The following is a 22,319-nucleotide window of genomic DNA, read 5'->3' as shown; positions in this document are numbered from 1 at the left end:
TAAGACCGGACGCCGCTCGCGGACCCGCCGTCGCACGGACGACGCGTGCGAACGTTTATACTACCGACAGACGAGGTGTGTGCTGGCGACACACACTATGTCCGTACCGTTTCCATCCGACGAGTGGATCAAGGAGTGGCGCGAGCGACTGAACGACAACGAGGAGTACGCCGAGAAAGGTCAGGGCTGGGGCGTCGGCTTCAACGGCGATTTCGTCTTCCACGTGGCCGCGGACGACCGACTCCCGGAGGACCGCTACTTCTACATCGCGCTCGAAGACGGGGCGTGTACCGAGGCCCGGGAAGTCGACTCGCCCGACGACGTCGATGCGGGGTTCATTTATAAAGGCGACTACTCCGACTGGGTCGACCTCAATCGGGGCGATATCGGTCCCATCGACGGGATGATGTCCGGGGTCTTCGACATCGACGGCGACATGCAGAAAGTCCTCCAGTACAGCGAGGCGGCGGTGGCGATGACCGAAACGGGCCGGGAAATCGACACCGACTACGAGTACTGAATTCTACTGTCCACCTGTCGTGTGCGGTCGAATACTCCTCGTTTTTAAACGACCGGTCTTGAGAGGCGATACATCCAATCCACCCAGTCCGTATTGTCGTGACGAACCATGGCAGACCGAGACGACGTACGCCAGCAGTTCGAGGAAGCGTTCGAAGGTGCCGACTATCCCGTCAACAGTCCGATGGACCTCGTGCCCGCCCTCCCGCAGGGCCCCGGCACGACGTTCGACGTCGGCGAGGAGACCATCACGGCGATGGAACTCAATCAGGAAGCGTCAGGTCAGGGCGATTACCCCTACGACAGCGTCGACGCCCTCGTCGACGACCTGATGGACGGCCTTGAAGACGAAGGCTACGTCTAACGACGAAACCTGCTCACTCTGGAGACCGTTTTTCTGCCGCAATTCCTCCGACTCCCGTTCAGACCAAGAATTATCAGACGCCGATTTGACGGTTCTGCATGGGAATCGCACACGAATCCAACCTCGATTGGATGGAGACGGACCGCGGGGAGACGACATTTAAACGGAAGCAACTGGGCGAAGCCGCCGACAGCGAGCAGTTGGGGTGTAGCCTCTACGAACTCCCCGCGGACAGCAAGTCGTGGCCCTATCACTACCACACCGCCAACGAGGAAGCCCTCTACGTCCTCGACGGAACCGGCACCCTCCGGCTTGATGGGGAAACACACGACCTCAACGCGGGCGATTACGTCGCGCTCCCGGCCGACGAATCGGGCGCCCATCGAGTCATCAACGACTCCGATGAGCCGCTTCGATACCTCGCCTTTTCGACGATGAACGACCCCGACGTGACGATGTATCCCGATTCAGAGAAACTCGGCGCCTTCGTGGGTTCGCCGCCCGGTGGCCGCGACGGTCGGAAACTCACGAAGTACTACAATCTCGACGACGACGTAGACTACTGGGACGGGGAGTAGGAGTCTCGGCTGAGGGTGCGTTCATTGCAGAGAGCATCCGCCGAGCGGTGACTACCGCGGCGCCGACCGCAGGGAGGTGCCGCGGCGTTCTCGTGCAAAAAGTGGGCTGAAAAGTGGCTTTCAGATGCCGCGACCCTGCAACTGCTCTTCTTCGGACATGCCTTCGTTGGCCTGACCTTTCATGCCCTTGCCGATGTCCTTGGAGATGTCGCGGAGCTTCTCGGGGTCGTCGTAGTTGTTGACGGCTTCGACGATGGCCGTGCCCATCTTGACGGGGTCCTCGGCGCCGAAGATGCCGGAGCCGACGAAGATGCCGTCACAGCCGAGCTGCATCATGAGGGCGGCGTCGGCGGGCGTGGCGATGCCGCCGGCGGCGAAGTTGACGACGGGCAGGCGGCCCATCTCGGCGGTTTCGTGGACGAGGTCGCGGGGGGCGCCGTTCTCGCGGGCCCATTCCTCGCGTTCCTCGTGGTTCATGCCGGTGAGCTGGCGGATGGAGCGCTTGATGGTCCGCTGGTGGGTGACGGCCTGGTTGACGTCGCCGGTGCCGGCCTCGCCCTTGGTGCGAATCATGGCGGCGCCCTCGTCGATGCGGCGGAGGGCCTCGCCGAGGTTGCGCGCGCCGCAGACGAAGGGGGCGTCGAAGGGCCGCTTGTCGACGTGGTAGCGGTCGTCGGCGGGCGTCAGAACCTCGCTCTCGTCGAGCATGTCGGCGCCGGTGGCCTGGAGAATCTGGGCTTCGGCGGTGTGGCCGATGCGGCACTTGCCCATCACGGGGATGGAGACCTCGTCGATGATCTCTTCGAGCATACCGGGGTCGGCCATCCGGGCGACGCCGCCGCGTTTGCGGATGTCGGCCGGGACGGCCTCCAGCGACATGACCGCGACTGCGCCCGCGTCCTCGGCGATGCGGGCCTGTTCGCGAGTGACGACGTCCATGATGACGCCGCCCTTCTGCATCTTGGCGAAACCGCGCTTGACGAGGTCCGTCCCCCGTCGGAGTTCCTCGATATCCGTTTCGGTCATGTACTCGTGTTGGGGTCGGATGCACTTAATGCGTGTCTTTCCTATGCCGGAGGTTCGGTCCCGGACCACGCGAGCGGTCTCCGTCGGGGGTGTTTTTGTGCGACGGCCCGGAGATGCGCGTATGGACGTTCGAGGGTTGTTCGAATCCGACGTGCCCCGCGAGGACCTCCCGTGGTACGTCGCGCCGCTGCCGGAACGGGTCGAGAACCTCGGGTTGAACCTCGCGTGGCTCATCGTCGCGGTCAACCTCGTCGGAACCGCCTTCGGCTTCTGGTATTACCGCTTTCAGTTCGCCTTCGAGCCGACGGTGATGTGGCCGTTCGTGCCGGACAGTCCCGTCGCCACGCTGTTCATCGCCCTGGCGCTGGCCTCGTGGAAACTCGGCTATCGGCAGGACTGGCTGGTCGCGCTGGCCTTCTTCGGCAACATCATCCTCGGCGGCTGGACGGTCTGGGTTCATCTCGTTTTCTGGGAGGAGTTCAGTTACCTCTGGGAGCCGATGCGACAGTTCCTCATCTGGAGCCACGCGGCGATGGTCCTGCAGGCGTTCCTCCTGCATCGTATCAGCGACTTCTCGGCGCGAGCGGTCGGCGTCGCGACGCTGTGGTACGGCTTCGATACGCTGGTAGACTACTTCATCCCGCTCGTGGGAAACCTCCACCACACGTGGATTCCGGCCGAACGGGAGGCGCCGTCGATTCTCGGCGCGGACGCGCTGGGTGCAGCGGCCGCCGGCGCCGTCCTGTTGTTCGTCGTCGCGCTGTATCTGGCGATGCTCACCCGTGTCGAGAAACTGAAAGTAGCGTGACCGTCCCCAGTAGCTGCTGACAGCCATCCGCTATAACTCGCTTCCTCAATTAATCGATATGATTGTAACGAGTGACATGGTATTCATTGAAACGGTTTTTGAGCCCTCTAAGAGAATAATAGTGAAATATATGTGCTAACACTTCTCATTTCTTATCTGATATCTTAGACTTTTTACGTCGTGGGTTTCTACGGATAGGTAAGACGGTCCTACCCGTCCATCTACCTACCATGAGACACTCGAAGCTCCCTACCGGACCCGTAACGCCCATCGAGGACCCCTCCGTCGCGTTGCTGCTCGCCCTCCCGCTGGCGGTGCTGGCGCTCTTCGTCGCCATCAGCTACCCGCTCCAGGCGGTCGCGCTGACCGTCGGCGCGGTCGTCGGCCTGAAACTCCTCCAGCGGAGTCTCGCCGCGCGCGTCCGGCGGACGGCCGGCCGCGTCCGCGAGATCAGGATTCCCGGCGTCGGGACCGTCCGCTTTCGCGTCCGGCCGCGATAACTACGCTCGGCCCGGCATCGCGGAAGGTCGGTCTTCTGACGGCCCCCGGCGGCGGGAGCCGTTCGTCGAAGACTGATGTCCCGTACTGAACCTCGAACTCGTTCGCGGCGGCGACAATTCCTTATACTCCGGCCCAGACTGGAACGTTCATGCGCTTCCTGCAGACCCGACTCGCGGACGCGTCGACGTACTACGGTTGGGTCATCGTCGGGGCCTGCTTTCTCGTCAGCGGCGTCGTCTTCGGTATGACCTACTCGTTCGGTATCTTTCTCGACCCGCTGGCCTCCTCGTTTCGCGCCTCGACGGCGCGCGTCTCGCTGGTCTTCGGAGTTCAGTTGTTCGTCCTGTATGCTGCCGGCCCGCCGATGGGCGGCCTCGTCGAGTGGCTGGGTCCGCGCCGCAGTCTAGTACTCGCCGCAGGCCTGCTTGGCGGCGGTATGCTCGCCGGGAGTCGCGCCGGCAGCCTGCTGGCGCTGGTCGCGACATACAGCGTCGTGACGGGGGCCGGAATGAGCCTCGCGTTCGTCATCGGATATGCGACGCCGCCACAGTGGTTCCAGCGCAGGCGCGGGCTGGCGACCGGCATCGCGAGCGCCGGCCTCGGGGTCGGGATGGTCATCATCGCGCCGACCGCCTCCATGCTCGTCACGCGCGTCGGCTGGCGAGGCGCGTTCCTCTTTCTCGGGGGCGGCCTCGCGGTCACGTTGCTCTTGGCGGCGCTTCTGATGGTCGACGAACCGGGCCATGTCGACGCCGCCATCGACGCCGAGTTTCCGGAGGGGCGCCCCGAATCCAAAGACGGCTGGCGCGACCAGCTTCGCACCGTCCGCGAGGCCGTCAAGAACCGCGCGTTCCTGCTGCTTTTCGCCGGCTACGTGCTCATGTACGTGTCGCTGTACGTCCTGCTCAACCACGTCGTCAACTTCGCCACCGAACAGGGCATCCGGGCGACGGGTGTACTCGCGCTCAGCGTCGTGGGCGGCGCGACGACGCTCACCCGCCTGGCCGTCGGCGGCGTCGCCGACCGTCTGGGGCGGTTGGCCATCTTCGTCGTCTGCGGGGCCGTGATGGGGTCGGTGCTGCTCGCGTTGCCGCTGGGACGCACGCCCGCGGTGCTGTTGGCGCTGGCGGCGTGCTTCGGCATCGGCTACGGCGGCACCGGCGCGCTGTTGTCCTCCGTGCCGGCGGACCTCTTCGGCGGCCGGAACCTCAACACGCTGTTCGGCCTCGTTTCGCTCTCCTTCGCGATTCCCGGACTGCTCGCCCCGGCCGCGGCCGGGTTCGGCTTCGACCGATTCGGCACCTACACGCCCGTCTTCGTCGCGTCCGGCCTCGTCGGATTCCTCGGCGTTCTACTCGTGGCGGCCGCCGCGCGGCTTCAGGGAGAATTATAGGCGGTTCGACAGTCTCGGGGGCCAGAGGCCCGACGGGCACCTACCCCGAAGTCGGGCCGTACCGGCGGAATTCAGCGGTGTATCCACCCTAGAGTTCGGATTGGTCGGCGTGGGAGCGCACCCACAGTTCGCCGATGCGGGACAGGCGGGTGCGATAGGACTTGCCGTGTTCCTCCTGTTCGATATAGCCCTTGCCGCCGGGGCCGAGGCGGTCGACGTTGTAGATGACCTTCGACCGGAAGGAGTCGGTGTACTCCTCGCCGAGTTCGCGGGCCAGCGTCTGGGCGAGTTCCGAGACGGATTCGAACTCGCCGTGCTCGCCGAGGGTAAAGAGGATGAGTTCCTCGAAGGGCTTGACGTTCGAGAAGGAGGCGACCGGGAGTTCGATGATGTGGCTGTCGCCGAACTTCTTGGCGCCGATGGTGGTCCCGCGTTCGTCGAACTCGTTGAGGAGTTGGCGGGCGACGTCGAGATGTTCGTCGATGCGGTCTTCGTCGACGTTGGCCGCATCGTCGAGGATATCCGCCAGCAGGTCACACTGGGCGCGCAACTCCTCGGCCAGTTCGGTTTCGAGGTATTTCTCGGGGACCGTGTAGTAGGTGTGGATGCGCTCGCGGTCGCCCTCGCGTTCGACCATGATGGAGTGGGCCGCGGTCGCGAAGGCAAACGAGACCGTCCGGGGCATCGCCGAGACGTTGACCCAGACCTCGCCGCCGTCGTCGAGTTCGCTGTTGATGAGGTCGTAGGCCTGCTCGAAGGCGGCGTCGTAGTCGTAGACGTCCTCGACGACGAACCGCTCGGTTTCGGCGCCCAGCAGGTTCGTGAAGTCCTGTTCGAGCTTTTCGGCGAGGTTGCGGGAGTACTCGACGTTGGCCTCGCTGCCGACCGCCCCCTCCAGCAGGACGACGCGGTCGACGTCGAGTTGGTCCCGGACCAGCGGCGCGATAAGCCGGTCGTAATCGAAGCCGACCGGGACGATGTGGGTTTGCATGGATGGCCGTTCGCCGGATGGACTTAAAAAGTCGTGGCGTCCCGGTCGACCGTCTCAGTCGGCCAACTGCTCGAAGTAGAGGTCCGTCTTCTCGTCGGCCGTCTGGGCCGTCAGCGCGGAGACGCCGACGGTGACGAGCAGGCCGATGAGCATGCCGTAGATGGAGATGCCCCACCCGAGATAGGCGTCCGAAAAGAGGGTCAGCGACCCGACGGTCACCTCGGGGACGAAGTTGAACGCGATATAAACGGCCTGCGGGACGAGGATGCCGGCGAGGATGCCGGCGCGGGTCGTCCGCCGCCAGTAGAGCGCGACGATGACCGGCAGGGCCATCTGGGCGAAGCCGCCGAACGCGAGGTCGCCGATGGAGACGAGTATCGACCCGACGGCCGCGCCGCCGAAGGCGGCGGCCTCCGCCCAGATGCTCGCGGCGAGGGCCGACAGGGCGAAGACGGCGACCCCGATGCGGCCGAGGCGGTCCTCCTGCCAGTCGGTGATGCCGTCCTCGACCAGCGGCCGATAGACGTCGCGGGTGAAGTACGAGGCCCCCGAGAGCAGCATCGAATCGGAGGAGGACATCATGGCGGCGATGGCGCCGGCGACGACCAGCGCGGCGAACCACGCCGGCGTGTACTCCGCGAGGATAACCGGGAGGATGCTCTCGCCGCCCTGCACGTTCGCTTCGAGGCCGAGGCCGGCCGCCCACGTCCCCAGCAGGAAGGCGGGGACGAAAAGCAGGACGACGAGGACCGGCCACAGCGCGAAGGAGCGTTTGAGAACCGTCTCCGAGGAGGCCGCGAAGAACCGCTGGTTGACCTGCGGGAACATGGCGACGCCGAAGGCGATGGAGACGGCGAAGGTCAGCATCGTCGAGGGCGTGTAGAACGCACTCCCGAGCGCGAGGAATTCGGGGTTGCTCGCCTCGAGGCCGGCGTTGATGGTCGCGATGCCGCCGTCGACGGCCACGAGCACCCACAGCATCGCCGCCCACACCATCGCGAGCATGAAGAGGCCCTGCAGGGTGTCGGTCCACGCGATGCCGCGCATTCCGGCCAGCGCGACGTAGAGTATCATGAAGACGGTCACCAGCGTCGCGCCGGCCCAGAACGGGAAGACGCCGCTCGTCAGCGACGCCAGCGCACCGCCGGCACCGATCTGCTGGAGCATGACGTAGGGGAACAGCCAGAACAGCGAGATGCCGGCGACGAGTGCCCGGACCGCGGTCGACCCGAACCGGTCGCCGAGCATCTCCCCGAGCGTGACGTAGCCGTGTTTCTGGCCGAGGAGCCACTGCTTGTAGCCGACGACGTACCAGAGGACAGCGAAGATGATGCCGTCCATCAGCCCCATGACGAGTATCCACTCGGGGCCGAACGCGTAGGCGTTGTCCGGGCCGCCGAAGAACGTGAAGGCCGACAACAGGGTCGCAAAGACCGTAAACAGGAGGACGACAGTGCCGAACGTCCGGGAGGCGAGATAGAAGTCCTCGGCGGTCCGTTCGGTGAGGCGGTAGGCGACCAGACCGACCGCCAGCGCGACCAGCAGGTAGCCGACGATGATGCCGAGTTGCAGCGTCGCCGTCATGTCCGTTCCTCCCCGAAGAGCGGTTCGGTGATGCCGATGCCCCACGCGCGGTTCGCGAAGGTCCAGAAGGCCAGCGCCGCGAGCATCATCCACCCGATATGCCACCAGAGCCACAGCGGTAGGCCCAGCGCCATCCGGCCTTCTCCCCAGAGGAACCACGGAATCGCCAGCGCCATCAACGTCGCCATGACGGCGACCCAAGCGTACCGTTCGCGTCTCGAAACCATCGGTTGTTCATCGTTCACACGCACGTCTCCTAAAACGTTGTTGATTACTCACCAACACCGATGGTCGAAGAAAATTCCTCTTCAGAGGGGCCTCAGTAAATCCGTTCCCCGTTCGGCACCTCGCGTTCCGGCTGGAGGTGGACGACGTTGCCGTCGCCGTCGTCGACGCCCGTGACGAGACACTCGCTTTCGAAGCCCGCGATGTTGACCGTCCCGAGGTTGACGACGGCGACGACCTGCGACCCGAGCAGGTCCTCGGGGTCGTAGAGGTCGGTAAGCCCGGCCGCCGACCGCAACTCCTCCGTGCCGAAATCGACGCGTAGTTTATAAACGTCCTTCCGTGCCTCGGGGAACGGTTCGACGCTCGTGACCTCGCCGATGCGCATCTCCACGTCCTCCAGAAAGTCGGTCGGGTCGATGGGGGATTCCTCGATTCCCATGCGGGCACCTCACGGCGGTTACTTATAAACGGTCGTGTCGACGCCGCCGTCCGGCTCCGGTCGGGACAGCACCGCCAGTCGACGGCGTCGGAACGGGTGGGTGCCGCATAGCTTATATGCGCGCCCGAGTTTATTTTAAATACTCCATGAGTGCGCTCATGGCATCACCATCACCGCCCGGCAACGGGCACTTCACCCATGCAGGATACAGCCAAATATCTCGTTCACGCGGACATCACGGCGGACGGAGTCGTCGAACGCTCCGACGTCGTCGGGGCGGTCTTCGGGCAAACCGAGGGCCTCCTCGGCGACGAACTCGACCTCCGGGAGCTACAGGACTCCTCGAAGGTCGGCCGCATCGACGTCGAAATAGACTCCCAGAACGGCCAGTCGTTCGGCCGCATCACCATCGCCACGAGCCTCGACCAGGTCGAGACGGCCATCCTCGGGGCGGCCTTAGAGACCATCGACCGGGTCGGCCCCTGCCGGTCGACCATCGAGGTCCGCCGCATCGAGGACGTCCGGGCCGCAAAGCGCCGCGAGGTCGTCGAGCGCGCCAAGAGCCTCCTCACGGAGGCCTTCGACGAGTCGATGCGTTCCAGCCGCGACCTCGTCGAGGAGGTCCGCGAATCGGTTCGCGTCGAGGACATCACCGAGTACGAGGGCCTGCCCGCCGGCCCGAACGTCGCCGAGTCGGACGCCATCATCGTCGTCGAGGGGCGCGCCGACGTGCTGACCCTGTTGCAGTACGGCATCAAGAACGCCATCGCCGTCGAGGGGACGAACGTCCCCGAACCGGTCGCTGACCTCACCCAGAACCGGACCGTCACGACCTTCCTCGACGGCGACCGGGGCGGCGAACTCATCCTGAAGGAACTCGCACAGGTCGGTGACGTCGACTACGTCGCCTTCGCGCCCGAGAATCGTTCCGTCGAGGACCTCGCCCGCCACGAGGTGATGGCGGCGCTCCGCGAGAAGGTCCCCTACGACCAGGTCGACGAGGGGGCGCCCGCGGAGGCGATTGCACCGACCCTCTCGACGGACGCCGGCGACACCTCCGAAGCGGCCTGCCGGGACCCAGAGGCCGACGTCGACGGCGGCGAAGGACAGGCCGCCCCCACGGAGGAAGCCGTCCCGGACGGCGCGACCGTCGCCGAACCGGCAGCCGACGCCGAAACGACGACTATCGAGTCCCCATCAGAGGCCGAACCCTCCGAAACAGCGGAGACGGACGAATCAGCCGACGCGACGGCAGCCGAAGCCGAGAGCCCCGATGCCGAAGCCGAATCGGAGTCCGAAACGGGTTCGGCCGCAGAGTCGACCCCAGAGACGCTCCGCGGCCACGTCGATGCAGTCATCGGCGGCGAGACCGGTACCGTCCGACTGGTGGACGACGACTTCGGAGTCATCGCGGAGGGCGATGCCGACGACGCCTTCGACCTCGTCGCCGAGACCGACCCGACGCCGACTGCGGTCGTCCTCGACGGCGAGTTGAGCCAGCGCGTCCTCGACGTGTCCGCCCAGCGCGGCATCGGCAACGTCGTCGCAGCCTCGACCGGCGAGTTCGTCAAACAGCCGACGAGCGTCCGGGTCCGGACCGCCGACCAGCTACTCGCGGCGAACGAGGCGTAGCGCGTCGCTCCCGTCGGCGTAGAACCCCGACAGGCGCGCGTCGGCCTCGAAGTCGAGCGATTCGTAGAACGCCGTTGTGGCCTCGTTCTCGGCAGGCGTCGTCACGACCAGTCGGTCGGCGCCGGTCGCCTCGGCGATTGCATCGACCAGCGCTTCGCCGTGGCCCGCGCGTCTGTGGGCCGGCGCGACGACCAGTTCGGACAGCGTCGCCTCCTCGCCCGGTAGAGCGATAGCGTAGCCGACGACCGTCCCGTCGGCGACGGCGACGCGACCGACGAACGGGCCGGCGAGGGCGGCGTCGACGATATCGGGGTCGGCGTACTCGAGCAGCGTCTGTAGCGACCGCACGGCCGGTTCGTCGGCCGGCTGGAGCGGGCGAACGCTCACAGCCCCAGCGCCGCGAGGCCCGCGACGAGGCCGGCAGAGAGCGTCGCCAGCAGGTTCACGCCCTGATTGCCGAGGTAGACGCCTTCGAACATGGCGCCGAGGAGGCTATCGACGGTCATGCCGACGGCGCCGGCGAGGACGACCAGCGAAACGCCGGGGGCTTCGAGGCCGAAGAAGAGGCCGCTGAGTCCGCCGATGACGGCCGACCCGACGGCACCGGCGACGACGCCCTGCCACGTCACCGCGCCGTCGGTGCCGGGGTCGACCTCCCGAAGCGTAGTGATGAGTCGCGGCGTATCGAAGAGGCCGCCGAACTCGCTGGAGAAGGTGTCGGCCAGCGCCGCGGCGACGGCCCCGGCGAAGGCGAATCGGAAGACGGTCGGCGGGATACCGACGTGGCCCGAGACGGCGAAGGCGACGACGGCGACGAGGGCGACCGCCGAGTTCGCCAGCACGTTGCCGCCGCCGCGTGCGCCCTCGTTTTCCTGTGCGATGCCGCGGTCGAGTTTCTCCTCGTAGCGGTACTTCGACGCGAGGCCGCCCAACCCGAAGAAGGTCACGAGCAGGACGAACCAGCCGAATCCGCCCAAAACGACGGTAAAGAGGGCCAGCAGGACGCCGGTGAGCATGCCGGTCACCGATGCGGTTCCGAGGCCGTAGGCGACGTAGCCCAGCGCCGCGGTCAGCGCGAGGCCGACGCCGACCCGACGGAGCGTCGGCGCGAGACCCAACTCCAGCAGAAACCAGACCGTGAGACCGACCGAGAGGACGACCAGCGAGTCGTCCCGGACGAAGAGCACCGACCGGATGAGCGCACCCAGAAGCGCGCCGCTCGTGGCGACGAACACCGCAAGCGGGAGCGCGGGCACCGACGCACCGAGGACCTCGGCGATGAGAATCGCACCGACCGCGCCGGCCGTCCCGACGACGGCGAAGGCGGAGGTACCGACGACCGGGTCGGGGGTGTAGCGTCCGGTGAGCGCCTGCCCGAGATTGCCGACGGTGAGGACGAAGACGGCCACGAGGAACGCCGAAACCGGGAGGTCGAAGGCAGCGTAGATGACCGCGAGGCCGGCGATGCCGAGGCTGAACGAGGCGAGGCCGTAGAGGCGGCCCTCCTCGCGGTCGCCGGGGCGGGCGAAGAACTCGAAGAGTTGGCCGCTCGTCGTCAGAAAGGCGACGGCGGCGACGAGGACGAAGGGGGCGACGGTGCCGACGGCCGCTGCGAGGTCGCTCACGCGGCCCTCCAGCAGGGGAGCCAGCAGGGCCAACGCTCCGACGACCGCGAATCCGATGGCACGGCCTACGTCGCCAGTCACGCCCCGAGATTCCGCCGTCGCCCACTTAATCTTCCCGAAGGGGGACCGACACGTTCAGGCGGCCCGAGGCGGAAGCCCGGATGTGGGACTCTACGACCGATATCTCGCCGCAAGGGTCCGACTGAGCGACGCCGACGTTCCCGAGCGGGTCGCCTTGGTCATCACCGAACACGACCTGCTCGAACGGGGCGCCTACGGGACGCTCTCGTCGTTCCTCGAGTGGGCCTTCGAGGCCGGCGTCGAGCGCGTCCTCATCTACGTGAGCGTCCTCGACAAGGCCGCCGTGCCGACCCTGCGGAACGCCCTCTCGGAACTCGATAGCCCCCGACCGGTCGCCGTCCGAAGCCCCGAGGACGATGCCGCCGCCGACGCGCCCGTCCAGGTGAGCATCGGCCTCGGCGGCCGCGAGGAGTTCGCCGCGGCCGTCCGGCAGATCGCCGAGGCCGCCGCCGACGGTACTCTCGACCCCGAGTCAATCGACGAGGCGACCATCGAGGAACGCCTCGTCTTCCAGACGCCGCCGGACCTCGTCATCAAGACCGGCGCCGAACGCCTCTCGGATTTCCTCATCTGGCAGTCCGTCTACTCGGAACTCTACTTCACGGACGTCAACTGGCGGGACTTCAGGCGTCGGGACTTCCTCCGGGCGCTTCGGGAGTATCAGGAGCGACAGCGACGGTTCGGCCGGTGAGCGAATACTTGCGGAGGAGCGTGACTTCTCGCTGTCGGATGTGGCCTTCGATGGGTCTGCCCGAGTAGCACGTTCGACGGAGCCGGTCGAGTAGCAAGAGCCAACAACGCGGGGTGTCGAGGTGGGAATATGATCGGTATCGTCGGCGGCGGCCTCGCCGGGCTTTCGGCGGCCTATCGCCTCCAGCAGGCGGGCCGCGAGGTGCGCGTCTTCGAGGCCAACGACCGTCTCGGCGGCCTCGCGTCGACCTACGAGACCCGCGGGGACCGCATCGAGGCCTTTTATCACCACCTCTCGAAATCCGAGGAGACCATCGTCGAGTTGGCCAATGAACTCGGGTTGGGCGACCACATCGAGTGGCGCGTCGGCGAGAACGCCTACTACGTCGACGGTGTGGCCCACCCGCTGGACAAGCCGTGGGAGATCGCGGCCTATCCGTATCTCTCGGTGTACGACAAGTTCCGACTGGCGATGCTGACCCTCGAAGTCGACGTTCGCGGCGGGGTTCCGCGACGGGACACCTACGAGAACCTCGAGGACTTCGAGGACGTGCCCATCAAGAACTTCCTCATCGAACATACGACTCGTGGCGTCTACGAGTACTTCTTCGAACCCCTGCTGGACGCGAAGTTCGGTTCCCGAAAGGAGGACGTCTCGGCGGCGTGGCTGTTGGGTCGCGTCAAGTTCCGCGGTGAGCGCGACCTGCTCAAAGGCGAGATTCTGGGATACATCGAGGGCGGCTTCGGCGTGTTGGTCGACGAACTGGTCGAGACGGTCGGCCGGGAGCACATCGAGACGGGCGCCTACGTGACAAACCTCGGATTCGCCGAGAAGGGGGACGGCCGCGGCCCCGTCGAGTCGATGACGGTGAAGCGAGAGGGCGAGGGCGGCGAGGGGACGAGCGAAACCCACGCCGTCGACGACGTGGTCGTGGCCACGATGCCCGACGTGCTGGAGGGTCTGACCGGCTACGAGTGCGACATCGACTTTCAGGGGTCGGTCTGTGCGGTCGTCTCGATGGACGAGCCGCTGATGGACACCTACTGGCTCAACATCGCCGACGAGGCGCCGTTCGGCGCGCTCATCGAGCATACGAACTTCGTTCCGCCGGAGCGCTACGGCGGCGAACACCTGCTCTACGTCGCCAGTTACGTACAGGGGACCGACGAGGAGTTGTGGCAACTCGACGACGAGGGCGTCGAGGAACTGTGGCTGGACGGTATCGAGGACATGTTCCCCGACTTCGACCGCGAGAGCGTCAACTGGACGCTCATCGCGCGGAACCCCAAGACTGCGCCCGTCTACGAGCGCGGCTACCTCGATATGGTCGTCCCCTACGACCTCTCAAAGGAGGTCGCGCCGGGCATCCACTACGCCGGGATGGCCTCCCGAGCGCAGTACCCCGAACGGAGTCTCGACGGCGCCATCGAGGCTGGGTATGCCGCGGCCGACCGAATCCTCGGCGCCGATTACTGAACTCGATTTCAGTAACTCGGCCAACAGAAATGAATTTCAGATTACACTTATTGCGCTGTCGGCCCTGTCTTCACATGTATGAGAGACAGAGCCTACGCCCGCCGGTCCACCGCCTCGCTCGGTGCCTACCTCGCCGCGACGGCCGCTATCCTCGGCGGCTTCCTCGGCCTGCTGGTGTTCGTCGCCCATCCCGGTCCGGCGACGGCCGCCGCCGTCGGCCTGACGGTCGGCGTCACTTCGAGGCGAATCGTCAGCAAAGCCCGCGAAATCGCATGCAGAACAGCCGGTGACTGTGGAGAGTCCTGCGAGACCGCTCCCGGGACCGTCTCCGAGGCCGCCTAGTCGGCCTTGGCGTCGTCGTCGCTGACGCCCGGTGCGTCCGTGAGGCTGACGTCGGGTTCTTCCGTATCGCCACCGACGACAGTTTCGCCCTCGGCGGTTTCGACGTAGACGTCGTCGGCGAAGCCCTCGATGGCGTTCTCGTATTCGCCCGCCTCGCGTTTCTCCGGCGTCTCCGGTGCCTCGGCGACGCCGCCGACCGGTTCGAACTCCCCGAGCGGGTCGTCGATGGTGATGCCGTGTTCGGTGAAGAAGTCCTCGTAGCGGCGGTAGTGGTCCTCGAGTTCGTCGCCCGGGAACTCCATCATCTCCGTCCAGCCGTGGTTGAAGAAATCGAAGTTGGCCTGTATGTGGGTGATTTCGCGGGCTTCGGCCTCGGTGTAGTCGGCCTGCAGGGCGGCGACGTAGGCGTCCATCGTCGCATCGAAGAACTCGTCGAGATGCTCGCGGCGCTCCTCCTGACGGTCCTCGTCGGCCTTGCCGAGGAATATCTTCGTGTGGAGTTTGACCAGCGCGTAGTTGGCGGCGGTGCGAACGCCGGGCGTCGTCAGCGCCTTCTTCGAAGCCCAGTGTCGGGGATTCTGCCGGAGTTTCATGCCCAATCGTTGGGACCACGACTCCTTGAACCTCCGGTCTCCGGTAGCCGTGTGTTTCCAGCTGTAACCGTGTCGGTGGGCGGTTGTACAACAGTAGCGGACATCCCCCGATACGGTTTACAGACGTCCGTGAACACGCCGCATGGGGTGTAGAATCCCTACATAGCAATTCACATTAAGCCCGGTGTCCTACGCGAGGACATGTGTGCGTCCCACGTAATAATCGGTGACGGCATCGCCGGGTCCTCGGCCGCGGAGACCATCCGCGAGCAAGACCCGGATGCCGACATCACCGTCATTACCGAGGAGGGGGAAGCTCTCTACAATCGGATTCTCATCAAGGAGTTCGCCAAGGGCAAACTGCCCGAAGCGCCCGTCTCGATTCACGACCCCGACTGGTACGACGAACGGGACATTGACCTCCAGTTGAACACCGTCGTCACGAGCGTCGACACCGACGCCCACGAGGTCCACACCCACGAGGGCGACGTCTACGAGTACGACAAACTGCTGGTCGCGACCGGCGGCACGCCGACCCAACTGCCCGTCGACAACAGCGACGCCGAAGGCGTCCACCACTTCTGGACCTTCGAGGACGCCCGCGCCATCAAGGAAGACGCCGAAGCCGCCGAAAACGGCGTCGTCGTCGGCGCCGGCCTGCTCGGTATCGACCTCGCGGCAATCTGCGGCGCACAGGACGTCGAAGCCCACTACCTGATGCGCGGGAACGCGTGGTGGCGCTACGCTCTCAGCGAGGAGGGCGCCGAAATCATCCACGACGCGCTTCGCGAGAACGGCGTCACGCCCGTCTTCGACTCCGGTGTCGACCACTTCGAGACCGACGACGAGGGCCGCATCGAAGCCGCCATCGACCCCAACGGCGAGCGCTTCGAAGCCGACTTCGCCGGCGTCGCCATCGGCCTCGATTTCAACACCGAGTTCCTCCGTGGCTCCGGCCTCGAACTCGACGACGGCATCGTCGTCGACGAGTACCTGCAGACCAACGTCGAGGACGTCTACGCGGCCGGGGACATCACCCAGTTCCACGACGTCGTATTGGGCGAGCGCGCCCAGAACGGCGCGTGGGGTTCGGCCAAGGAACAGGGCTCCATCGCCGGCCAGAACATGGTCGCCGACGCCGAGGCCGAGCGGTTCGAGTGGGTCTCCTCCTACTCCATCACGCACTTCGACTTCCCCTTCCTGTCCTTCGGCCACCCGACGCTGGGCGACGACTACGTCGAGAAGAAGTACGACGAGGGGACGTGGCGCCGCGTCGTCCTCAAGGACGGCAAGGTCATCGGCGGCGTCCTCATCGGCGACCTCGCGCCGCAGTCCGGCCTCAAAAAGCTGGCCCGCCAGCAGGTCGACGTCACCGGGAAGGAGGAACTCCTCCTCGCCGAATCCATCGACGTCGAGGCCTTCGAAGAAGCCGCGCCCGCCGAATAAGGAGTCCGCTCTTTTCCGCCGTTCCGACGCGTTACCGTCAGCCACGCCCTCCATAGTCGAATCCGGTTTCCGAACGCCGTCGAGTGCCTCGAAAAAGGCTTTATTAACCCCTGTTACGAGTCCTACGATAGGGGAACCACCCCGGAAATAGAGTGTGTCGAACTAGTTTTCCGGAGCGTACAATGGACGACGAGCCAAACGGCGGTCGTGAGTAATGAGCGGGAGCCAGACGCGTTCCCCGGAGGCCGAACTCGGGTTGCTCGATGCGACGATGATCGGCATGGGGGCGATGATCGGGGCGGGCATCTTCGTGTTGACGGGGCTGGCCGCCGAAATCGCCGGCCCGGCCGCGATCCTCGTCTTCGCGCTGAACGGCGTCGTCACCGCGTTCACCGGCCTCTCGTATGCCGAACTCGCTGCTTCGGTCCCGAAAAGCGGCGGCGGGTACGCCTTCGTCCGCGAGATATTCGATGACCTCTCCTCGTTCATCATGGGGTGGATGCTCTGGTTCGCCTACATGATCGCGGGGGCTCTGTACGCGCTCGGCTTCGCGCCGAACTTCCTCGAGTTGCTGCACGTCTACGGAATCGTCCCGCCGCCGGACCAGGTGGGTGCAATCGCGGTGCCGGTCGTCGATGCGGCGGTGCCGATAGCCTTCCTGCTGGCGTTCGTCGCGGTGCTCGGACTGGTGGCGCTCAACGCCATCTCGACGGCAGCAAGCGGAAGCGCCGAAACCATCTTCACTATCATCAAGGTGGGAATTCTGCTGGTGTTCGTCGGGTTCGGGCTCACGTCACCGATGTTCTCCGGCGCCGAGTTCCAGCCGCTGTTTCCCGAAGGCAGCGGGGCGGCCGCGGTCTTGCCGGCCATGGGGCTCACCTTCATCGCATTCGAGGGGTACGACCTCATCACCACGGTCACCGAAGAGGTCGAAAACCCACGGAAGAACATCCCGAAGGCGATCTTCCTCAGTCTCGTGGCGACAGTAATCGTCTACTTGGCGGTCGTGGCGGTCGCTATCGGAACGCTCGGAGCCGAAGGCCTCGCGGAGGCCGGCGAGGCGGGTATCGCCGCGGCGGCGACGTCGTTCATGCCGACCGGGTTGCCGATCATCCAGAACGGCGGCGCACTCATCGTCTTCGGCGCGGTGTTCTCGACGCTGACCGCGCTGAACGCGGTCGTGATCGCCTCCTCGCGGGTCGCGTTCTCGATGGGCCGGGAGGGGCAGTTGCTTCCCTCGTTCGGACAGATTCACTACCGATTCGGGACGCCGTTCGTGGCGATTCTCGCCAGCGCGGTCGTGATGCTCGGGTCGGTGGCGCTGCCGACCCAGAGCGCCGGCAACATGTCGAGTCTGTTCTTCCTGTTGTCGTTCATCATCGTCAACGTCGCCGTGATCCGACTCCGCCGCGAGCGCCCGAACATGAACCGCCCGTATAAGATGCCCTTCTACCCGGCGCCGCCGCTTATCGGTATCGCACTCAACCTGCTATTGACCGGCGTGCTCGTGGAATACCTGCTTCGAACGGACCGGTTGGCACTGGCACTCAGCGCAGCGTGGATCCTGTTTGGTGGGGCCGTCTACCTCGCACTCAACCGGTCGCAAGCGCAACCGGACCCCGGCTCGACGGAGACTGACACCGAAATCACACCGGAGGCTGAAGACTGAATACAATGACCAGCAACCTCGACATCATCATCGCGGGCGGCGGGCGTGTCGGTTTCCAGACAGCCGAGATACTCGCCGACCGCGGCCACGACGTGACGATTATCGAACACGACGAGCGAACCGTCTCGGCGATCGCCGACGAGTGGATGGCAACGGTCATCCACGGCGATGCGACGAACCCCGACATCATCGAACAGGCTGGCATCGAGCGAGCGGACGCGATTGCGGCTCTCACGGGCGAAACCGGGCTGAATCTCGCGGTCTGTCTGGCCGCTGTGGAGCTGTCGCCCGAAATGCGAACGGTGGCGCGTATCGACCGCGCGACCGGGCAGGCCTACACCCGGTTCGTCGACGCGGTGGTCTTTCCCGAACGGGCCGGTGCCCGTGTGGCGGCAAACGAAGTCGTCGGCAGCGACGTCCAGACGCTGGCGGACGTGACGGGCAACCTCGACATCATACTCGTCCGCGTCGCGGAAGGGGCCCCGGCCGCCGGGAAGCAACTGAGCGACGTGCGCTTTCCCGCGGGGACGCTGATCGTCTCGGACGGCAACGGCCACCAGGTCGCCCGCTCTGATACGACACTGACGCCCGGCAGCCGCTACGTCGTCGCCGTCGAACCCGACGTCGCCGACGAAGTGATGAACCTAATGCGTGGATAATCCCCTCAATGTGGTGAGCGGGACGTCGCCACGTTATCCTTAAAAAAGCGAACCGTCGACTCGGCCTATTCCACGTAGCGGTACTTCCGCTCGCCCATCCGACCCCAGCCGTCGAAGACGAACTCGCCGTCGGGTGCGGTGAACTCCTCGACCGAGGAGTCCTCGTCGTAGTTGTGGGCGTCGTGGACGTCCTCGTACTCCTCGAAGGTGAGGTCGTAGCGGGCCTCGAGTTGCTCGTCGATGTTGAGCGCCTCGATCTCCTCGAGCCAGTTCTCCTGAACCGTCTCGACGTGAATCTCGGCCTGCGCACCGGAGCCGTAGGAGCCGACGAGCAACTGCTCGCCGACGGCGTCCTCGCCGGCTTCGGCCAGCGACTTCAGCCCGGAGACGCGGGCGACGTGAACCGAACCGGTATACCAGTTGCCGACCTCGCGGGCGATATCGAGCGTGGGGTCGATGGTCCGGTCGTACCACTCGAGGTAGTGGTCGGTCTCCTTGAGTTCGTCCGTGTAGTCGGCCAGCGCGTCCATGAAGGCCTCCTCGTCCTCGAAGGCCTCACGGCGGGGCTGCTTGCCGATTTCCGCGGCGAGTTCGTCCTCGATGTCGGTCCCGCGAGTGATGTGCCGATACGCGAGGACGGCCGCCTTCCGAACCATACCCGGGAAGGGCGTGTGGAACGGCCCGAGTCGGAAGTCGTCGGGATGGATGGTGCCGCCGACGCGCTCGTAGTCGACGAGCGCCTCGCGCATGCGGGCGAGATACACCTTCACCGAGCGCTTGCCGTCGACGCTGGGGAACTGCTGTTGGGGCTTGAGGAAGTCCGTCTCGTCGGCGCTGCCGTAGCCCTGCTCGGTCGACAACTCAACGAGGTCCGGGTCCTCGTCGATGAGCATGGCGACGGCACCGGCACCCTGCGTGGACTCGCCGGGGTCGTCACGCGCATACAGGGCGGTGTCAGTTGCGACGACGAGCGCCGCCCGACCGCGGTGCCGGCCCGCGCGAATCCAGTTGTACGCGTCGTCGATGCTCTGGGTCCCCGCAACGCAAGCGAACTTCCGCTCGCCCTTGTTCGCGTGATGGAAGTTGCCCTCGAAGCGCTGTTCGAGACACCCCGCAATATAGGTCGAGACGGGCTTGGAGTGGTCGAAGGCCGACTCCGTCGCCACGTCGATGCGGCCGATATCGTCCGGTTCGAGGCCCTTTCGCTCCATCAGCCGGTGGGCGGCGTTGGCGCCCATCGTGACGATGTCCTCGTAGGTGTCCGGGAAGGAACTGGCGTGCAGGCCGAGGCCCTTCGTGTACTTTTCGGGCGCGTCGCCCATCGCCGGGGCGAACGTTTCCGCTAGGTCGAGTTTCAGTTTACCCGTATGAATCTCGATGGCGTCGATACCGACCGGTGTGTCTGTCATATATAGGCGGTCGGGAGAGTGCTATAAGGATTTGTCGACGCTAGGTTCGACAGTTGTCGTAACTATCTCCTGTATAGCCTAACACTCGTTCCAATCGTCGTTCGATAGTGTTGCTGTCTCGCTCGAATTGTCAAGAGTTGTCTGTAGGCACTCACCATTCGCAATGTTCGCACGTAGTTCGAGCGGATATGCGTTGTTACCTGTACCTTGGATATTGAGCGTACTACTACCGGATTGCTCGTTAGTAAGTGTCTCTTCAGCACTGTTACCGTTAGCTTCCGTTACGTTGAACGTGACGTTTGCCGACGAGGTGAGCGTGAAATCAAAGGTCGCGGTAGCAGGACGAGACTGCCCTCCTCCGTTTCCTCCACCCTGAGTACTTGAACTCCCTTGGAGGCTCTCGAAAGTCGCCGAAACTAGGTTGACCGTTATCGTATCCACGTTATCAGCACTCCCGGCGTATAGTGTCCCACGGTCATCATTCGACTCGAAGACTATTTTGAAACCGGGAGTCTCACCGTCGGGTGCACCACTTGCTCCAGTTACTGCATTGGAATCATCGATACTTGAGACGATACTGCCACTATGACCAGCGTCGATTACGATATCATTGATTGGCGCTCCGGAATTCCGATCGGTGACATCAACAAAAAACCCTGGACTGTCGACCGTCGCTCCAGAGTCGACTTCGATATCCGCATTTGCACTACTCCGAACGGCTTCATTTTCATCGATGATTTTTGAGGTGTCCCAGCGTACGTCGTATGTTGTGTTTCCACCTTCATCGGTCAAAGACCCAGGTGGAGTGAACGCGGGGTCGCTGTCAAGTCCGGCGACGGCACACGAGATACGGTAATCGCCACTAAACGAGAGATCGACGTGGTTCGAACCGTTCGGCGTTGCAGTCACGTCACTCCGGTCGTTGATAATCTGGCTATTCCAGACGCCAGCGGAGAACCGCGTGGGAATCGTAATCGTTGGGTCCGTTACTTCTCCCGGTTTTTGATACCTGTGAGAACCGTTGATATTGAGACTGTACGCTCCCGTCTCCGATTTCGAGACTGAGCCGTTCAGAAGAGTCAAGCCGATTTCATTTCCTCTAACGAGTTGTTGGTCACCGTAAATCGCCCCATCCCGATACGTCCTCGTGGCGAAGGTGTTCTCGTACGTAATCGATTGGGCGTTCTGGAACTCGTTGTAGCCCGGTGAATAAATAAGGGACCGCGAGGTCGCATCGGCGCCACAAACGTCGGCGGTAATCTCCCCGGAACTGCCTCGAATCGTGACCTCGCGAGCCTCAGTCGTTCGCAGTTGTCCATCTACGGGTGGTGGATTAAGCGCGATAAGTCGAGGCGGGTACCGCATCCCCAAATCGAGGCGAACGGACCGCTCCTCGTCGCTCTCGACGGCATTGACGATATTGCTATGAAGACCCGTGAACTGGCCTTCGACGTCTTGGAAGTGTTCGAACTCGACGTCGCTGTTCTGATTCGGGACGGCGACGGCCTGGTAGCCCGCGAAGGCGATGACGAGGATGCCGAACAGGAGAATAGAACCGATCAGGACGGACTGACCACGTTCGTGGTCCCCGGATGCCATACCGCGAAATGGCACCTCGGGAATAAAAGGGTACTCCCTACTCGTCCTCGTCGATGACTTCGGGGTCCGCAAGCGCGGTCGCCAGCGAGTCCAGTCCGTTGACCCACTCGGCGACGAGGCCGTATTCGATCTCCTCGGCGACGTCCATATCGAGTTCCTCGCCGTCGAACAGCAGCGTGCCGGCCTGCGCGCAGTAGGCGAGGGCGGTGTCGGCGTCGTCTTCGGCTTCGGCGTCGGCGGCGGCGCGGATGTAGTCCTCGATGGTACCTTCCTCGGCAGGTCCCCCAGCGATGAACTCCTCGGCGGCGTAGAACACACAGACCAGAGAGGTCTGGACGCCGTCGATCAGCATGAGTTTCTCCTCGTCGTCGAACTCGACCTCCGAGAGGACGATATCCCGGATGCTCGCGAGTTCTTCGAGGGCTTGCTCCTCTTCGAGTTCGCCGTCCTCCCAGTCGGTGACGATCTTGGCGATGGCAATGGCGGTGTCGTCCTGCAGGTTCAAAAGCAGGCGCGCCGAGTCCTCGTTTTCGGGGTCGATCTCCTCCTCTCGGAGCCGGTCGAGCCAGTTGTTCCACCGTTCTTCCGCGTAGTACTCGCTGGGGGGATTGCTCATGCTGGAAGGTATGTTGGGTGGGGGATATGCCTTTTCCTTGTCCCACCGAA

24 protein-coding genes are annotated in these 22,319 nt (G+C 64.7%); 13 read left to right on the top strand and 11 right to left on the bottom strand.

What is annotated here, in order from left to right; genetic code table 11:
* The first annotated feature begins 97 nt into the window (after positions 1 to 97).
* The 3 genes from U5914_RS12115 to U5914_RS12105 all read left to right on the top strand — a co-directional run bounded on the left by U5914_RS12115 (position 98) and on the right by U5914_RS12105 (position 1,461).
* Complete coding sequence (locus U5914_RS12115) at positions 98 to 520, top strand: SCP2 sterol-binding domain-containing protein (protein ID WP_336136027.1); 423 nt, start codon at positions 98 to 100, stop codon at positions 518 to 520.
* 108 nt (positions 521 to 628) lie between these two features.
* A complete protein-coding gene (locus tag U5914_RS12110; RefSeq protein ID WP_336136026.1) occupies positions 629 to 883 on the top strand; it encodes an MTH865 family protein in 255 nt (84 codons plus the stop codon).
* A 98-nt stretch (positions 884 to 981) separates the two neighbouring features.
* On the top strand, positions 982 to 1,461 hold the full coding sequence (locus U5914_RS12105; protein WP_336136025.1) for a cupin domain-containing protein: 480 nt from the start codon (positions 982 to 984) through the stop codon (positions 1,459 to 1,461).
* A 120-nt stretch (positions 1,462 to 1,581) separates the two neighbouring features.
* On the opposite strand, the gene pdxS is transcribed toward U5914_RS12105, so the two are convergent.
* Positions 1,582 to 2,487 carry a pyridoxal 5'-phosphate synthase lyase subunit PdxS gene (pdxS, locus tag U5914_RS12100; protein WP_336136024.1) on the bottom strand — a complete coding sequence of 302 codons (906 nt, stop codon included), beginning with the start codon at positions 2,485 to 2,487 and terminating at the stop codon, positions 1,582 to 1,584.
* Positions 2,488 to 2,608: 121 nt separating this feature from the next.
* Between pdxS and U5914_RS12095 the strand changes: the two genes are divergently transcribed.
* The 3 genes from U5914_RS12095 (at position 2,609) to U5914_RS12085 (ending at position 5,189) form a co-directional block, all read left to right on the top strand.
* On the top strand, positions 2,609 to 3,295 hold the full coding sequence (locus tag U5914_RS12095) for a DUF1405 domain-containing protein (RefSeq protein WP_336136023.1): 687 nt from the start codon (positions 2,609 to 2,611) through the stop codon (positions 3,293 to 3,295).
* Positions 3,296 to 3,525: 230 nt separating this feature from the next.
* Positions 3,526 to 3,795, top strand: coding sequence for a hypothetical protein (locus tag U5914_RS12090; RefSeq protein WP_336136022.1), 270 nt, complete (start codon positions 3,526 to 3,528; stop codon positions 3,793 to 3,795).
* A gap of 149 nt (positions 3,796 to 3,944) precedes the next feature.
* Complete coding sequence (locus tag U5914_RS12085) at positions 3,945 to 5,189, top strand: MFS transporter (protein WP_336136021.1); 1,245 nt, start codon at positions 3,945 to 3,947, stop codon at positions 5,187 to 5,189.
* An 88-nt stretch (positions 5,190 to 5,277) separates the two neighbouring features.
* On the opposite strand, the gene U5914_RS12080 is transcribed toward U5914_RS12085, so the two are convergent.
* From U5914_RS12080 to U5914_RS12065, 4 genes are all read right to left on the bottom strand, one after another.
* Positions 5,278 to 6,180, bottom strand: coding sequence for an HFX_2341 family transcriptional regulator (locus tag U5914_RS12080; RefSeq protein ID WP_336136020.1), 903 nt, complete (start codon positions 6,178 to 6,180; stop codon positions 5,278 to 5,280).
* 54 nt (positions 6,181 to 6,234) lie between these two features.
* A complete protein-coding gene (locus tag U5914_RS12075) occupies positions 6,235 to 7,764 on the bottom strand; it encodes a sodium:solute symporter family protein (protein ID WP_336136019.1) in 1,530 nt (509 codons plus the stop codon).
* Positions 7,761 to 7,991, bottom strand: a complete 231-nt coding sequence (locus U5914_RS12070; protein ID WP_336136018.1) for a DUF3311 domain-containing protein — start codon at positions 7,989 to 7,991, stop codon at positions 7,761 to 7,763. Before U5914_RS12070 ends, U5914_RS12075 begins: the two co-directional genes overlap by 4 nt.
* A gap of 92 nt (positions 7,992 to 8,083) precedes the next feature.
* Complete coding sequence (locus U5914_RS12065; protein ID WP_336136017.1) at positions 8,084 to 8,431, bottom strand: tRNA-binding protein; 348 nt, start codon at positions 8,429 to 8,431, stop codon at positions 8,084 to 8,086.
* A 198-nt stretch (positions 8,432 to 8,629) separates the two neighbouring features.
* Here U5914_RS12065 and dnaG point away from each other — a divergent pair, with 198 nt between their 5' ends.
* Complete coding sequence (gene dnaG, locus U5914_RS12060; RefSeq protein ID WP_336136016.1) at positions 8,630 to 10,063, top strand: DNA primase DnaG; 1,434 nt, start codon at positions 8,630 to 8,632, stop codon at positions 10,061 to 10,063.
* Here dnaG and U5914_RS12055 read toward each other — a convergent pair.
* Both U5914_RS12055 and U5914_RS12050 read right to left on the bottom strand, forming a co-directional pair.
* A complete protein-coding gene (locus tag U5914_RS12055) occupies positions 10,040 to 10,450 on the bottom strand; it encodes a GNAT family N-acetyltransferase (RefSeq protein WP_336136015.1) in 411 nt (136 codons plus the stop codon). The genes dnaG and U5914_RS12055 overlap by 24 nt on opposite strands.
* Positions 10,447 to 11,769: a DUF92 domain-containing protein gene (locus tag U5914_RS12050; protein WP_336136014.1), complete on the bottom strand. Its 1,323-nt coding sequence runs from the start codon at positions 11,767 to 11,769 to the stop codon at positions 10,447 to 10,449. The genes U5914_RS12055 and U5914_RS12050 overlap by 4 nt, the downstream gene beginning before the upstream one ends.
* A gap of 82 nt (positions 11,770 to 11,851) precedes the next feature.
* On the opposite strand from U5914_RS12050, the gene U5914_RS12045 reads away from it, so the two are divergent.
* From U5914_RS12045 to U5914_RS12035, 3 genes are all read left to right on the top strand, one after another.
* On the top strand, positions 11,852 to 12,460 hold the full coding sequence (locus U5914_RS12045) for an undecaprenyl diphosphate synthase family protein (protein ID WP_336136013.1): 609 nt from the start codon (positions 11,852 to 11,854) through the stop codon (positions 12,458 to 12,460).
* A gap of 129 nt (positions 12,461 to 12,589) precedes the next feature.
* Positions 12,590 to 13,936, top strand: a complete 1,347-nt coding sequence (locus U5914_RS12040; protein ID WP_336136012.1) for an NAD(P)/FAD-dependent oxidoreductase — start codon at positions 12,590 to 12,592, stop codon at positions 13,934 to 13,936.
* 78 nt (positions 13,937 to 14,014) lie between these two features.
* Positions 14,015 to 14,278 (top strand): hypothetical protein, encoded by a 264-nt coding sequence (locus U5914_RS12035; protein ID WP_336136011.1) that lies wholly within the window; start codon positions 14,015 to 14,017, stop codon positions 14,276 to 14,278.
* On the opposite strand, the gene U5914_RS12030 is transcribed toward U5914_RS12035, so the two are convergent.
* A complete protein-coding gene (locus U5914_RS12030; protein WP_336136010.1) occupies positions 14,275 to 14,871 on the bottom strand; it encodes a DUF6149 family protein in 597 nt (198 codons plus the stop codon). The two genes, U5914_RS12035 and U5914_RS12030, sit on opposite strands and share 4 nt — an antisense overlap.
* Positions 14,872 to 15,072: 201 nt before the next feature.
* Here U5914_RS12030 and U5914_RS12025 point away from each other — a divergent pair, with 201 nt between their 5' ends.
* The 3 genes from U5914_RS12025 (at position 15,073) to U5914_RS12015 (ending at position 18,645) form a co-directional block, all read left to right on the top strand.
* Positions 15,073 to 16,317 carry an NAD(P)/FAD-dependent oxidoreductase gene (locus tag U5914_RS12025; protein WP_336136009.1) on the top strand — a complete coding sequence of 415 codons (1,245 nt, stop codon included), beginning with the start codon at positions 15,073 to 15,075 and terminating at the stop codon, positions 16,315 to 16,317.
* 214 nt (positions 16,318 to 16,531) lie between these two features.
* Complete coding sequence (locus U5914_RS12020) at positions 16,532 to 17,986, top strand: APC family permease (RefSeq protein ID WP_336136008.1); 1,455 nt, start codon at positions 16,532 to 16,534, stop codon at positions 17,984 to 17,986.
* A 5-nt stretch (positions 17,987 to 17,991) separates the two neighbouring features.
* Complete coding sequence (locus U5914_RS12015) at positions 17,992 to 18,645, top strand: potassium channel family protein (RefSeq protein ID WP_336136007.1); 654 nt, start codon at positions 17,992 to 17,994, stop codon at positions 18,643 to 18,645.
* 65 nt (positions 18,646 to 18,710) lie between these two features.
* Here U5914_RS12015 and hmgB read toward each other — a convergent pair whose 3' ends face one another.
* The 3 genes from hmgB to U5914_RS12000 form a co-directional block, all read right to left on the bottom strand.
* On the bottom strand, positions 18,711 to 20,054 hold the full coding sequence (hmgB, locus tag U5914_RS12010; protein WP_336136006.1) for a hydroxymethylglutaryl-CoA synthase: 1,344 nt from the start codon (positions 20,052 to 20,054) through the stop codon (positions 18,711 to 18,713).
* Between the two features lie 78 nt (positions 20,055 to 20,132).
* Complete coding sequence (locus tag U5914_RS12005) at positions 20,133 to 21,653, bottom strand: hypothetical protein (protein WP_336136005.1); 1,521 nt, start codon at positions 21,651 to 21,653, stop codon at positions 20,133 to 20,135.
* A gap of 37 nt (positions 21,654 to 21,690) precedes the next feature.
* On the bottom strand, positions 21,691 to 22,269 hold the full coding sequence (locus U5914_RS12000) for a DUF2150 family protein (RefSeq protein WP_336136004.1): 579 nt from the start codon (positions 22,267 to 22,269) through the stop codon (positions 21,691 to 21,693).
* Positions 22,270 to 22,319 lie beyond the last annotated feature (50 nt).

Origin of the sequence: Natronomonas amylolytica (assembly GCF_037031205.1) — an archaeon.
GTDB classification, from domain to species: domain Archaea; phylum Halobacteriota; class Halobacteria; order Halobacteriales; family Haloarculaceae; genus Natronomonas; species Natronomonas amylolytica.
Note: the sequence above shows the minus strand (reverse complement) of the source record. Positions and strands in the feature narration are given on the sequence as shown.

Bases quoted from the DNA above. Each gene is read 5' to 3' on its own strand.
- U5914_RS12015 (WP_336136007.1), top strand. From the start codon at position 17,992: ATGACCAGCAACCTCGACATCATCATCGCGGGCGGCGGGCGTGTCGGT.
- U5914_RS12005 (WP_336136005.1), bottom strand. From the start codon at position 21,653: ATGGCATCCGGGGACCACGAACGTGGTCAGTCCGTCCTGATCGGTTCT.
- U5914_RS12075 (WP_336136019.1), bottom strand. From the start codon at position 7,764: ATGACGGCGACGCTGCAACTCGGCATCATCGTCGGCTACCTGCTGGTC.
- U5914_RS12070 (WP_336136018.1), bottom strand. From the start codon at position 7,991: ATGGTTTCGAGACGCGAACGGTACGCTTGGGTCGCCGTCATGGCGACG.
- U5914_RS12090 (WP_336136022.1), top strand. From the start codon at position 3,526: ATGAGACACTCGAAGCTCCCTACCGGACCCGTAACGCCCATCGAGGAC.
- U5914_RS12040 (WP_336136012.1), top strand. From the start codon at position 12,590: ATGATCGGTATCGTCGGCGGCGGCCTCGCCGGGCTTTCGGCGGCCTAT.
- U5914_RS12065 (WP_336136017.1), bottom strand. From the start codon at position 8,431: ATGGGAATCGAGGAATCCCCCATCGACCCGACCGACTTTCTGGAGGAC.
- U5914_RS12085 (WP_336136021.1), top strand. From the start codon at position 3,945: ATGCGCTTCCTGCAGACCCGACTCGCGGACGCGTCGACGTACTACGGT.
- U5914_RS12095 (WP_336136023.1), top strand. From the start codon at position 2,609: ATGGACGTTCGAGGGTTGTTCGAATCCGACGTGCCCCGCGAGGACCTC.
- U5914_RS12030 (WP_336136010.1), bottom strand. From the start codon at position 14,871: ATGAAACTCCGGCAGAATCCCCGACACTGGGCTTCGAAGAAGGCGCTG.
- dnaG (WP_336136016.1), top strand. From the start codon at position 8,630: ATGCAGGATACAGCCAAATATCTCGTTCACGCGGACATCACGGCGGAC.
- U5914_RS12000 (WP_336136004.1), bottom strand. From the start codon at position 22,269: ATGAGCAATCCCCCCAGCGAGTACTACGCGGAAGAACGGTGGAACAAC.
- pdxS (WP_336136024.1), bottom strand. From the start codon at position 2,487: ATGACCGAAACGGATATCGAGGAACTCCGACGGGGGACGGACCTCGTC.
- hmgB (WP_336136006.1), bottom strand. From the start codon at position 20,054: ATGACAGACACACCGGTCGGTATCGACGCCATCGAGATTCATACGGGT.
- U5914_RS12080 (WP_336136020.1), bottom strand. From the start codon at position 6,180: ATGCAAACCCACATCGTCCCGGTCGGCTTCGATTACGACCGGCTTATC.
- U5914_RS12115 (WP_336136027.1), top strand. From the start codon at position 98: ATGTCCGTACCGTTTCCATCCGACGAGTGGATCAAGGAGTGGCGCGAG.
- U5914_RS12025 (WP_336136009.1), top strand. From the start codon at position 15,073: ATGTGTGCGTCCCACGTAATAATCGGTGACGGCATCGCCGGGTCCTCG.
- U5914_RS12035 (WP_336136011.1), top strand. From the start codon at position 14,015: ATGAGAGACAGAGCCTACGCCCGCCGGTCCACCGCCTCGCTCGGTGCC.
- U5914_RS12020 (WP_336136008.1), top strand. From the start codon at position 16,532: ATGAGCGGGAGCCAGACGCGTTCCCCGGAGGCCGAACTCGGGTTGCTC.
- U5914_RS12105 (WP_336136025.1), top strand. From the start codon at position 982: ATGGGAATCGCACACGAATCCAACCTCGATTGGATGGAGACGGACCGC.
- U5914_RS12110 (WP_336136026.1), top strand. From the start codon at position 629: ATGGCAGACCGAGACGACGTACGCCAGCAGTTCGAGGAAGCGTTCGAA.